Source organism: Macrococcus sp. DPC7161, assembly GCF_004117835.1.
Classification (GTDB): domain Bacteria; phylum Bacillota; class Bacilli; order Staphylococcales; family Staphylococcaceae; genus SDSC01.
Genome location: NZ_SDSC01000001.1, coordinates 32,075 through 44,590, shown reverse-complemented (window position 1 = coordinate 44,590; position 12,516 = coordinate 32,075). Strand labels below are relative to the sequence as shown.

The 12,516-nt window shown below is 32.0% G+C and carries 12 protein-coding genes; 3 read left to right on the top strand and 9 right to left on the bottom strand.

Annotation, left to right across the window (positions count from 1 at the left end; translation table 11 throughout):
- Positions 1–42: 42 nt before the first annotated feature.
- The 3 genes from ER639_RS00190 to spxA all read right to left on the bottom strand — a co-directional run bounded on the left by ER639_RS00190 (position 43) and on the right by spxA (position 2,411).
- Entirely contained in the window at positions 43–1,035 is a 993-nt protein-coding gene (locus ER639_RS00190; RefSeq protein ID WP_129063730.1) for a competence protein CoiA, read from the bottom strand.
- A gap of 92 nt (positions 1,036–1,127) precedes the next feature.
- Positions 1,128–1,799, bottom strand: coding sequence for an adaptor protein MecA (gene mecA / locus ER639_RS00185; RefSeq protein ID WP_129063729.1), 672 nt, complete (start codon positions 1,797–1,799; stop codon positions 1,128–1,130).
- 216 nt (positions 1,800–2,015) lie between these two features.
- Positions 2,016–2,411, bottom strand: a complete 396-nt coding sequence (spxA, locus tag ER639_RS00180) for a transcriptional regulator SpxA (protein WP_129063728.1) — start codon at positions 2,409–2,411, stop codon at positions 2,016–2,018.
- A 430-nt stretch (positions 2,412–2,841) separates the two neighbouring features.
- On the opposite strand from spxA, the gene trpS reads away from it, so the two are divergent.
- Together trpS and ER639_RS00170 are read left to right on the top strand one after the other, a co-directional pair.
- On the top strand, positions 2,842–3,837 hold the full coding sequence (gene trpS, locus ER639_RS00175) for a tryptophan--tRNA ligase (RefSeq protein WP_129063727.1): 996 nt from the start codon (positions 2,842–2,844) through the stop codon (positions 3,835–3,837).
- 110 nt (positions 3,838–3,947) lie between these two features.
- On the top strand, positions 3,948–4,154 hold the full coding sequence (locus ER639_RS00170) for a hypothetical protein (protein WP_129063726.1): 207 nt from the start codon (positions 3,948–3,950) through the stop codon (positions 4,152–4,154).
- Between the two features lie 138 nt (positions 4,155–4,292).
- Here the strand turns inward: ER639_RS00170 and ER639_RS00165 are convergent, their stop codons facing one another.
- The 5 genes from ER639_RS00165 to opp3b form a co-directional block, all read right to left on the bottom strand.
- Complete coding sequence (locus ER639_RS00165) at positions 4,293–5,918, bottom strand: peptide ABC transporter substrate-binding protein (protein WP_129063725.1); 1,626 nt, start codon at positions 5,916–5,918, stop codon at positions 4,293–4,295.
- Positions 5,919–6,183: 265 nt separating this feature from the next.
- Positions 6,184–7,314, bottom strand: a complete 1,131-nt coding sequence (locus tag ER639_RS00160; RefSeq protein WP_240663965.1) for an ABC transporter ATP-binding protein — start codon at positions 7,312–7,314, stop codon at positions 6,184–6,186.
- Complete coding sequence (locus ER639_RS00155; RefSeq protein ID WP_129063724.1) at positions 7,314–8,387, bottom strand: ABC transporter ATP-binding protein; 1,074 nt, start codon at positions 8,385–8,387, stop codon at positions 7,314–7,316. Before ER639_RS00155 ends, ER639_RS00160 begins: the two co-directional genes overlap by 1 nt.
- 14 nt (positions 8,388–8,401) lie before the next feature.
- Entirely contained in the window at positions 8,402–9,442 is a 1,041-nt protein-coding gene (gene opp3C, locus ER639_RS00150) for an oligopeptide ABC transporter permease (RefSeq protein WP_129063723.1), read from the bottom strand.
- Positions 9,442–10,368, bottom strand: a complete 927-nt coding sequence (gene opp3b, locus ER639_RS00145; protein ID WP_129063722.1) for an oligopeptide ABC transporter permease — start codon at positions 10,366–10,368, stop codon at positions 9,442–9,444. The genes opp3C and opp3b overlap by 1 nt, the downstream gene beginning before the upstream one ends.
- Before the next feature lie 428 nt (positions 10,369–10,796).
- Between opp3b and ER639_RS00140 the strand changes: the two genes are divergently transcribed.
- Positions 10,797–11,156 (top strand): DUF3899 domain-containing protein, encoded by a 360-nt coding sequence (locus ER639_RS00140; RefSeq protein ID WP_129063721.1) that lies wholly within the window; start codon positions 10,797–10,799, stop codon positions 11,154–11,156.
- Positions 11,157–11,267: 111 nt separating this feature from the next.
- Here the strand turns inward: ER639_RS00140 and fabF are convergent, their stop codons facing one another.
- The gene (gene fabF, locus ER639_RS00135; protein ID WP_129063720.1) at positions 11,268–12,506 is read right to left on the bottom strand and encodes a beta-ketoacyl-ACP synthase II; all 1,239 of its coding nucleotides are present in this window, start codon (positions 12,504–12,506) and stop codon (positions 11,268–11,270) included.
- Positions 12,507–12,516 lie beyond the last annotated feature (10 nt).

Here is a 12,516-nt window from a genome sequence, read left to right as displayed (position 1 = left end):
ACCTCCTATATTTCTAAAAATGATATGATTAAAACAATTTTCTCATTTTTCTAACATATTTGCACGTATTTCCTTTAATATTCCAAAATAAGATTTAAGTAAATTGTTGATCACTTCTTCTTCCGTGATGCCATACAACATATGACTTTGTATTTGTAAAAGCTTTCGATAATCAATCTTTTCATTAAATTTTAATGCTTTTAATAATTGGGTTTGCCAAGCGATTGGATGCGTTCTAATGTATATTTGTAATGGTAAAACGATGCCAATCATTTCTGGCAAATCATGTGACATACGCATTTGATAAAGTGCACTTAATGTTGGCTCTAATACTGAACGTTTTTGTTTACATTGTTTGATATATTTTTGTTTTTCTCTTGGAGATAAGCGATATATATTTTTTTGATACAAATTAGCCATATCGCTTACTAAGTTCAAAATATCTGATTTTGATTGAATCTCTACTTTTTGATAGCGATATGTATTTAATTTCACACATTCAGTTAACAATAGAGCATATAGTACATTTTGCTTAAAATCAAAACAAAATAGGCAAAGTAAATTGGGCTCAATCATCGCATGTTGAAACGCATTCAGTTTCACAGTTTGACTTTTAAATTTTAATGATGAATGATCAACTATCCAAAAGACCCGATGTCCTAGCGCATGAAATCCTTTTGTTCTCATATAAATCATTTCAGTAGAGATAACGGATAGCTGAATTTCAAAAATAATGTTCGGCCGCAAAAATACGTCAGGTATTTGTTCGATTTCATGCATATAATACTCAAGATGACAATCACCTTCATTCACCAATTGATAAATGTGTTGTTTGCAAAACAAATGTGCACTAGATTCTTTCTTAATTGAAAAATTAAAACAATCATGCAACACTTCATGCGCAAAATGCGCACGTTTATATTGTCCTTGTTTTAATAACACAGGTTTTGAACAACATGTACAAAAGTAACGCTCATTTTTACTTGCCTTTGAAGCATGAATCAGTTCGTTGTTTTCATTTTTGGCATATAACATAAAAAAATCACTCCCTACTATATATATTGTAGAAAGTGATTCAAATTCTTTATTTATTTTCTAAAGATTTTATAAATGGAATGTTAATCCAATTAATTTAATGTAAAGTAGCGTTTAACTTCATTTCTCACATTATGACTCATAATAATTTTACCATATTCATCTAATACAACTTTTGTAACACTAGTGTCATTTGCGTATTCTAAAATATGGGCAACATAAGCATCAATCATATCTTCTGGCAATGCTTGAAATTCAACATAATAATAGTATTTATTTTCAAATGAATATAATAAATCTTCAATACCATAAACTTCGAAGTTGGCATGACTAAATTGAATCACAGATTCTAAATCTGGGAACTCAACTAGGAAATCCATTGAAACAGATGGTTCAACTTGTGCATTTAACTCAGACATCATTTCGTTCATTTCAGCATCTTCTTTCATGATCTTACGCAAAAATTCGCTCATATGATATTCTAAATGATCTTCTGACGATTCAGGTAATTGCATGACATCGTTTTGTTTAGATTTCGTAACGACAAATTCAATCCCTTTATCGAATGCATGTACTTGTATCCATAATGGTCCTTCTGCAACAAACTCTTCTTCTTGGTTTACTTCTTCCATAATGCGCCAAAAGAATTCTTCACCTTTTTTACGTGATGTCCATAGCTCATTATGATTAAAACCACGTTCTTCTATATCAGCATAAGTTAAATAAAATTTAATCGTAGATTCATTCACTCGTTCAATACGCATGTTCATTCCTCCAATCTGAATGAATAGTACATTCATTGTACCCTATCCGTATTGAAGTTGACAATCATTTGCTTTCAAATAAGTAGACTCCGATTCAAATGAAATTAATTTATAATTTATTTCATTTAAAGCTGTCATTTCGCCACAATTTAAGGGAAACTAAAATATTAAACCGTAATGAAAACATAAAAAAAACAGCTACAAAAGTAGCTGTAATTAATCAACCATACGTTGTGCTTCTAATAATTGGAACGTACGTACTTTACGTGGTAAGAAACGACGAATTTCATCTTCGTTATATCCTACTTGTAAACGTTTTTCGTCTAAAATAATTGGTCGACGTAAAAGACCAGGATTTTTTTGGATAATTTCATATAAATCTTGAAGCGGTAATGCATCGATATCTACATTTAATTTTTGGAATGTTTTAGAACGTGTAGAAATAATTTCATCCGTTCCATCTTCAGTCATTCTTAAAATCGCTTTAATTTCATCAATTGTTAAGTTCTCAGAAAAAATATTACGCTCCGTATACGGAATATCATGTTCTTGTAACCATGCTTTCGCTTTACGGCAAGATGTGCAACTTGGTGAAGTAAATAATGTTACCATACATCTCACTCTCCTAAATGTTTATTTATCAGTTAGATATTAAATCGTTGACAATTATTCTATACCCGAATTTATACACTATAAACACGGTTTTCATTGTCGTGATTTCTTTATTTTTCTATTTGCTAACTTGATATGTTTATTATAAATTCAAAACATTAAAATTAAATGAGAAAATCCTAATAAATCGAAAATTTAATTAAAAAATTCTGAATTGTTTTTCAATACAGGTTATCAAATCTTTCATAACTAATATACGCTCATTATAAACCTATATATACATAAGTCAATACACCATTCGACCTATTCCATTGTTTACAACATTTCCAATTAAAACTGTCACAATATAGCAACAAAATACAATAGAAATATGCGAAGCTCGTCATTTTATAGTACAATAAACCTATTATAAAAAAGATAGGTGAAAAAGATGGAAACTTTATTCTCAGGTATTCAACCAAGTGGTATCCCAACGATTGGGAATTACATCGGCGCATTAAAACAATTTGTAGAAATTCAAGATCAATACGATTGTTATTTTTGTATCGTTGATCAACACGCAATTACAGTACCACAAGACAAAACAGCTTTAAGAAAAAATATTCGCACATTAGCAGCGATTTATTTAGCAAGTGGCATTGATCCTGATAAGGCTACTTTATTCATTCAATCTGAAGTTCCTGCACATGCACAAGCAGGCTGGATGTTAACATCAATTTCTACAATCGGCGAATTAGAGCGTATGACACAATATAAAGATAAAGCAAAAGACCGTAAAGAAGGCATTCCTGCAGGTTTACTTACATATCCACCATTAATGGCTGCAGATATATTACTTTATGGTACTAATATTGTGCCCGTTGGTGAAGATCAAAAACAGCATTTAGAATTAACACGTGATTTAGCAGAACGCTTCAATAACAGATACAATGAAATCTTTACTATTCCAGAAATACGCATGCCTAAAGTTGGCGGTCGTGTCATGAGTTTACAAGAGCCAACTAAAAAAATGAGTAAATCGGACTCAAATACTAAAGGCTTTATTTCATTATTAGACCCACCTAATACTGTCGCTAAAAAAATCAAATCTGCAGTGACTGATTCTGACGGTATTGTTAAATATGACAAAGAAAATAAGCCAGGCATTTCAAACTTATTATCAATGTATTCAATTTTTACTGGAGAATCAATTGAAAGTATAGAGAAAAAATATGAAGGAAAAGGATATGGTGACTTTAAAGGTGACCTTGCACAAATCACGGTGGACTTTATTACACCATTCCAAGAAAAATATGAATACTATATGAATCACCCAGAAATTTTAGATGACATTTTAGATAAAGGTGCTGAAAAAGCAAACAAGAAAGCATATAAAATGTTAAAGAAAATGGAAAATGCAATGGGCTTAGGTAGAAAAAGAAGATAATTTTTTAAACAACCAAAATATTTGGTTGTTTTTTTATGTTTCAAAATTAAGGTTATATTAAGGTTATTATTGTCATTTTCATTATATAATGAAAAAAAGGAGATGGTTATATGACTGAAAATAAAAACTGGCCACCGAAACATCATGGTGAGCATAACCCTGAAGGTCGTACTGGACATAAAGACTGGGATCAACCTGGACTTAAAGGGAGAGAAGATGAAACTTACGCACAAAATGCGATGTCGTACGTTTCTTCAATGAATTCAAGTAATTTTATTGGACACATTGCAAAAATCTTTACCTTTAGAAAAAAATAGATTATTTACCTTTCATTTCTGAATAACTAATTAAAAATTAAATTGTACATTAATTTTAATATTAATATTTGTTTTAGATTTATATAACAAAAAATGAGGCGGTGCATATACACCGCCTCATTTCTATTAAGAAACGAATTATTTTTTACCTTCAATATAAGTTTCTTTTAAAGTTGTGTCCCCAGCAAATTTGTGAACAACATAGTTTTTCACGTATGGTTGAACTAAACGTGCTGATCCAGCTTGGTACATTGGAACGATTACAGCATCACTTAATAATTTAGTTTCAGCTTCTTGTAAAGTAGTCCAACGTTTAGGAATATCTGATAATAATGGACCGTTAGCATCTTCGATTAGTTTGTCGAAGTCTTTATTTGACCATGCAGTTTGGTTATGTGCACCATCAGTAACGAACATATCATCAAATGTCATTGGGTCTGGATAGTCTGGACCCCAACCAGAGAATGATAATTCATAGTTTAATTTAGATTCTAATTCTAATTTTTGTTTAAATGGTTGTTGTTTAATTTTTAAAGTTACACCAGGTAAGTTAGTTTCAATTTGTTCTTTAACATATTCAGCAGCAGTTTTTGACTCATCTGCATCATAAGTTAAATATTCGAATGTGAATTTGTCTTTACCAAGTTCTTTTTTCGCTTTGTCATAGTACTTTTTAGCTTCTGCTTTGTCGTAGTTTAATGGTGATTTCACGCCATCTACGAAGTCTTTACCATCATGTTCTGTAAACTTTTTAGGGTTTAAAGTATCGATAGGCTCAGAACCGTTGTTTAATAATTTTTTAACGTAACGATCTTTATCAATTGATTTTGCAATCGCTAAACGTAAATTTTTGTTCTTTAAGTCTGGGTTTTTCTTTTGGTTAATACGAATGAAATACGTTGAAGTACCTAATTTTGTTGAGAATTTAGGATCTTTTTTGTATTTATCTACGTTTTCAGATGTTAAACCAACACGGTCGATTTTGTTTGTTTCAAATAAATTTAAAGCTGTTTGGTTATCTTTTACGATTGTGTAGTTAACTTCTGTTAATTTTACTTTTTTAGCATCCCAATATTTTTTGTTTGGTTTTAATTGGAAAGCTTTTTCAGTTTCCCATTTGCTTAATACGAAAGGACCATTGTATACAGTGTTTTCTTTTGAAGTACCGTATTTATCCCCTTTAGATTTAACGAATTTTTCATTTTGTGGTAAGAACACACCAAATGCTAATAATTCTTTAAAGTATGGTTTGTTTTTCTCTAATTGGATTTCTAAAGTGTTATCGTCAATCGCTTTAACACCTAATTGATCAGGTTTCATTTTACCTTCGTTAACTTGTTGTGCATTTTTAATATCCATCATAATGTATGCATATTCAGATGCTGTTTTAGGATCTAAAGTACGTTTCCAAGCAAATTCGAAGTCTTTTGCAGTAACAGGGTCACCGTTAGACCATTTTGCATCTTTACGTAACTTGATTGTCCAAGTTTTACCGTCTTTAGACTTTTTAGGTTCACCTTCTGCAACACCAGGAATCGCTTTATCATTTTTATCTAACGTATATAAACCTTCCATTACTTGGTTAAATACGTTAAATGATACTTGGTCAGTTGCTAAAGATGAGTCCATTGAAGGAATATCAGAGCCTTCATAAAGATTTAATACTTGAGCATTTTTATCTGTTTTTCCACCGCCAGAACATGCAGCAAGTACACCAGATAATGCCATGATGAAAACTAATAACAACGACATACTCTTTTTCATATAATGTTTGCCCCCCAACATAATAATAAATCTCTGTTTCAATTTTCAGAAGATTTGTATTAATTATATTTTATAAATCCGTGTATGACAATACTTTTTTATACATTTTTTTGATTTTTTGAATTTTTGTTTTATTTATAATTATACAGTTTAACGCACTAAAGTTTCATATTTCTTTCTATTTATGCAATTTAAGACATAAAAATAACACTGCACAAAATTTTATTGTGCAGTGTTATTTATATTCATCTTGCATACTTTAACATTATTTGTAATCGTGATTGTAGTTTTGTTTTAAAATTTCATACTCTTTTGGCGAACAATACACGAAATGATCAGGAGCCACTTCACGTAATTCTAATACATCATCTGCAGTGTAAGCATGAATATCAGGATTGTATGTCTTTCTTACACGTGTTCTTTCAGATTCTGGATCTGGTAGTGGGATTGCAGATAATAATGACTTCGTGTATTCGTGTAATGGATTCGCATATATTGCATCCGCTGGTCCTAATTCAACTAATTTACCAAAGTACATTACACCGATACGGTCAGAAATATATTTAACCATTGATAAGTCATGAGCAATAAATAAGAATGTAATACCACGTTCACGTTGTAATCTTTGCATTAAGTTAACAACTTGTGCTTGGATCGATACATCAAGTGCTGAAATTGGTTCGTCGGCAATAATAAAGTCTGGTTCTACAGCAAGTGCACGTGCGATACCAATACGTTGACGTTGTCCACCTGAGAACTCATGTGGGTAACGGTTCGCGTGTTCTTTATTTAAACCAACTGTTTCTAATAATTCATAGACGCGGTTCGCACGATCTTGTTTATTTTTAGCTAATTTATGAATATCAATACCTTCAGCGATAATATCCATAACTTTTAATCTTGGATTTAAAGATGCATATGGATCTTGGAAGATCATTTGCATACGGCGATTAAACTTCAATAAGTCTTTCTTAGATTTAATCGATTGAATATCCGTACCATCAAAATAAACTTCTCCACCTGTAGCGTTATAAAGTTTAATTAATGAACGTCCTGTTGTTGATTTACCACAACCAGATTCACCAACAAGTCCTAATGTCTCACCTTTATAAATATCAAAGGAAATATCATCAATGGCTTTAACTTCATTCTTTTTTCCAACATTAAAATATTGTTTTAAGTTTTTAACTTCAATTAACTTTGTTTTGCCTTCAGCGTAGGGTTTGTAACCTGCAGCTGCTTTTTCTTCGGCAGTTAATGTGGTTTTATTTAATTCAGCATCTGAATATTGAGATGCATCTTCTTTAATTTCACTTTCATCGACTTGAATTGGACCATCTTCGATTGTGTGGTTTTCAATTGTTTCATCTAAGTTTTTTACATCTTTTTCACTCATTAGAAACTAACCCCCTCTACCTTTTTAGGAACTGCAAAATCACCAGGCATTGGGCGTAACTTTTGTTTTACCATTTCTGGTGGCTCAACTTTAGGTGCTGCTGGATCCATTAACCAACTTTTTACAAAGTGTGTTTCTGAAACTTGATACCAAGGTGGCTCTTGTTCAAAGTCAATCTGTAATGCATACTCTGAACGACGTGCAAATGCATCACCAACAGGTGGTTTAATTAAATCAGGAGGTGTTCCTGGAATTGCACGTAACTCCGTATCTTGCTCAGTATCTAAACTTGGCATTGATGATAATAACCCCCAAGTATATGGATGTTTCGGATTGTAGAATATTTCATCTACTGTACCTGTCTCAACAATTTGACCCCCATACATTACTGCAACACGGTCAGCAACGTTTGCTACTACACCTAAATCGTGTGTAATGAAAATAATTGAAGTATCAATTTTCTTTTGTAAATCTTTCATTAACTCTAAAATTTGTGCTTGAATCGTAACGTCTAGTGCTGTTGTAGGTTCATCCGCAATTAAAATTTTAGGGTCACAAGCAAGTGCTGTTGCAATAACGATACGTTGACGTTGTCCACCAGAGAATTGGTGTGGATAGTTATTAAAACGGCCTTCAGCATTTGGTAAACCGACTAAGTTTAAAATGTCTAATGCACGTGCTTTTGCATCTGCTTTAGATAAACCTTGGTGTTTAATTAATGGTTCCATCACTTGCTTACCGATCTTCATTGTTGGGTTTAAACTTGTCATTGGATCTTGGAAGATCATTGAAATGTCTTTCCCACGTACTTTTTGCATTTCTTTTTCTGATAACTTCGTTAAATCTTTACCATCAAATAAAATTTCGCCTTCTTTAATTCTTGAAGGTGGTGTTGGTAACAAGCGCATTAATGCTTTAGTTGTTACTGATTTACCAGAACCTGATTCACCAACAATTGCTAAAGTTTCAGCTTTATCTAAGTGGAAATCAACTCCACGTACTGCTTGAACTTCCCCCGCGTTAATATCGAAGGAAACTTTTAAATTTTTAACTTCTAAAATTCTTTCAGCCATTCTACATTTCCTCCTTATTTACGCATTTTTGGATCAAAGGCATCACGTACACCATCACCAAATAAGTAGAAGCATAAGATTAACATACTTAAAACAAATGATGGAATGAACATTTGATATGGGTGAATTAATAACATTTTACGCCCATCATTTACTAATGAACCTAATGATGTTGCTGGTGCAGGAATACCTAAACCGATAAAGCTTAAGAAAGCTTCGAAGAAAATTGCACCAGGTACTGAGAACATTGCAGTAACAATGATTGGCCCTAAAGTATTTGGTAAAATGTGTTTAAAAATTAAACTTGAATTAGAAGCCCCTAAAGTTCTAGATGCCATAACGAATTCTTGGTTCTTTAACTTTAAAAATTGTCCACGAACGATACGACTCATACCAATCCAACCTGTTAAACACATCGCTAAAATAATTGTTATTATACTTGCATCAAAAACGATAACGAATAAAATCATGACAATTAAGTTTGGAATTGAAGCAATAATTTCTATAATACGTTGCATTATGGTATCTACTTTTCCGCCAAAGAAGCCTGAAATAGATCCGTAAGTAATACCAAATAGTAAGTCTAAACAAGCAGCAACTACACCTACTAAAATTGAAACTTGAGTACCTTTCCATACACGTGTGAAAATATCACGACCAAGTCTATCTGTACCAAACCAATAAGACTCTTTAATGTTGCGGTTCTCATACACATCAAAGCCATCTTTATCTCTTCCATCAAAAGGTAAGAAGTGTACATTTTTTAGCATTTCAATTTTAGGTGGTAAGTTTGCATTGTCTATATTTTGTGCACGATAAGTATGACCTGAAATCATTGGTCCTACAAAAGCCATAATCACAATTAAGATTAACCCAATTAATCCAACGATAGCGGCTTTGTTTGCTTTTAATTGAATCCAAGCATCTTGCCAGAAGGTTTTTGATTCACGTTCAATTTTCTCATCATTAACTTCTGCTCTATCTACTAATACAAATGAACCTGGTGGTGTTTGTAGATTTTGATGTAAATCTGCGTGATTTAATTCATTGTTCATTAATTGTTACCTCCTTGCACACGAATACGTGGATCAATTAATCCATATAAAATATCAACAACTAATAATACGGCTACGAATAAGAAAGCAACAAACAAGTTTAACGCCATGATTACTGGATAATCATTTTGTTGAATCGAACGTACGAATTGGTCCCCTAAACCTGGAATACCAAAGATTGTTTCGATTGTTAATGCACCCGTTAAAATACCAACTGTCATTGGTCCGATTAAAGTAATGATTGGAATCAATGCATTTCGTAAAGCATGTCCAAATAATACTTTACTTGTTGAATTCCCTTTAGCTTTTGCTAACGTAATATAATCTGAACTTAAAACTTCGATCATCTCTGAACGAATATAACGTGCTATCGTTGCGGTTACCCCTGCAGATAATGCGACAGCAGGTAATACTGCATAGTTGAATCCTTCATATCCTGCTACAGGGAACATTTGAACTTTTACTGTTAAGAAATATTGTAATAAAACTGCTAATACGAATGAAGGTACTGAAATTGCAAAAACCGAGAAGGTCGTTGCCAAATAATCCATCCATGTATTTTGCTTTACTGCTGCAATTACACCTAATAAAATACCGCAAATAATACCGATAATCATTGCATAAAGACCAATTTCAGCAGAAGGCCCTAAACGTGGCAAAATTAATTCAGTAACGGATTTACCATCATATTGGAATGATACGCCAAAATCACCTGTTGCCACTTTCTTTAAATAATTCATATATTGAACTGGCATCGGATCATTTAATCCATACTTTTCATTAATAATTTGTTTTTGTTCTGGTGATAACTTTTGATCATTAAAAGGTGAACCTGGCATTAACTTCATTAAGAAGAATGTAAATGTTGCTACAATGAATAATGTTACAATCATATAGCCAATTCGTCTAAGCACATACTTTAACATAAAACTAAATCCTCCCCTTCAAACTCCTTTTTATTTATATTTCTATAATAACTAAATTTTCTTACAATTCATACTACTTTTTTAACTTTTATACAACGACTTATAAAAATATAATCATTGTGCAGTACTTATTATAGAAATATTTTTCATTCTTCCTATTCTTTCAATTTTCAGAAGATTTAATAATATTATAAATACATCTCTATTAAAATATCAACAACTTTTTTATTCATTTTTATTTATAATTTTTTATAAAATAATCAAGTCAACGCACTAAAGCAATAAAAATAAATGAATCTTTATACATTATTGTGAATAACATTTTGATAATCTAAGAAAATAACTACCTTTTACAAAACATTTTTTATTTTCATATGAATACCCGCGAATATTGTTTATAATAAAAAAGATGCTAGGAGGTTATATTATTGAAATATTATGGAATCATTTTTATGATAGAAACTTTGTTAGGCTGCTTTTATGCTTTATTTTTGGGTTTTAATGCTACACAACTATTAAATGGTATTTTTATGGTTTCACTTTTTGGTTTATGTATTGGATTATTTTTATTAATTTTCTCTGATGGGGCATTTAGTATTATAGGGCATTCGTTTAGACGATTTAACTATGTAATGGCACCTAAACGTATGAAAGAAGCAATGGATGAAGATCCTTTATATAAGAAAGAACTACGTATTCGTCAAGATAAATATGCGATTACAATGCCTTTAATTCTTATTTCTTTAACACTTGTTATTTTGACACTTATTATTTCTATTATTTTATAAATCATTAAAAAAAAGAGTATGAATGATGTAAAGTAATCATTCATACTCTTTTTTTGTTTATATCTTTTTTTGTTTATATCTTTTTTCTTTATTGTTATATTTCTTATGACTTTATTCCGAATATTTTTTTAAAACTAATACTGCATTATGTCCACCAAATCCTAATGAATTTGATAAAGCATATTCAATTTCTTTTTCTACCATTTTATTTGGAACATAATTCAAATCAAATTCTTCTGAATATGTTTGTTGATGAATTGTTGGTGGCACTTTACCTTCTTTAATCGTTAAAGCCGTAATGATTGCTTCAATCGCACCTGTTGCACCTAGTAAATGGCCCGTCATTGATTTTGTTGATGACACCAATAAATCTTTTGCATGATTTCCAAACGTCGTTTTTATCGCCATTGTTTCATATAAATCGCCAATAGGTGTACTTGTACCATGAGCATTGATATATTGTACTTGTTCTGGTTCAATGCCTGCATCTTTTAATGCCATCTTCATTGTTCTAACGCCACCTTCTCCATTTGGCGCTGGTGCAGTAATATGATGTGCGTCGGCATTATTACCATATCCCACCACTTCTGCATAAATGTCTGCACCACGTGCTAATGCATGGTCAAGCGATTCTAATATGACGACACCTGCCCCTTCCCCCATGACAAAACCATCTCTACCATCTTGCCATGGTTGGCATGCTGTTTCAGGATCATCATTTGTAGATAATGCTTTGTTTGAACTAAATCCTGCTAATGATAATCTAGTAATCGGTGCTTCTGTACCCCCTGCAATCATGACGTCTGCATCACCGTATTGAACGATTCTTAATGCATCACCAATACAGTTTGTCCCTGTTGCACATGCTGTTACTGTACATCCATTAGGTCCTTTGGCACCTAAATCGATAGAGACTTGACCTGCAGCCATATCTGGTATCATCATCGGTACAAAAAATGGACTCACTCTTCTAGGTCCTTTATTAATTAGGGCATCATATGAGTTTTCGAACGTTTCCATACCGCCAATACCAGATCCAATCCAAACACCAATTCTTTCTGCATTTTCTTCATTTATATCAAGTTTGGCATCCTTCACTGCTTGTCTCGCTGCCACAATTGCATATTGGGTAAAACGATCCATTCTTCTTGCTTCTTTTAATGGAATATAATCTTCTATATTAAAGTCTTTTAATTCACCACCAACTTTTACATTTAAATCGTCCGTATTGACTCTCGTAATTGGCGCAATACCATTAATTCCTTTAACTGCATTTTCATATGTTGTTTTTGCATCATTGCCTATTGGACTTAATGCACCGATACCTGTAATCACTACACGTTTTCTCATATTGACCTCC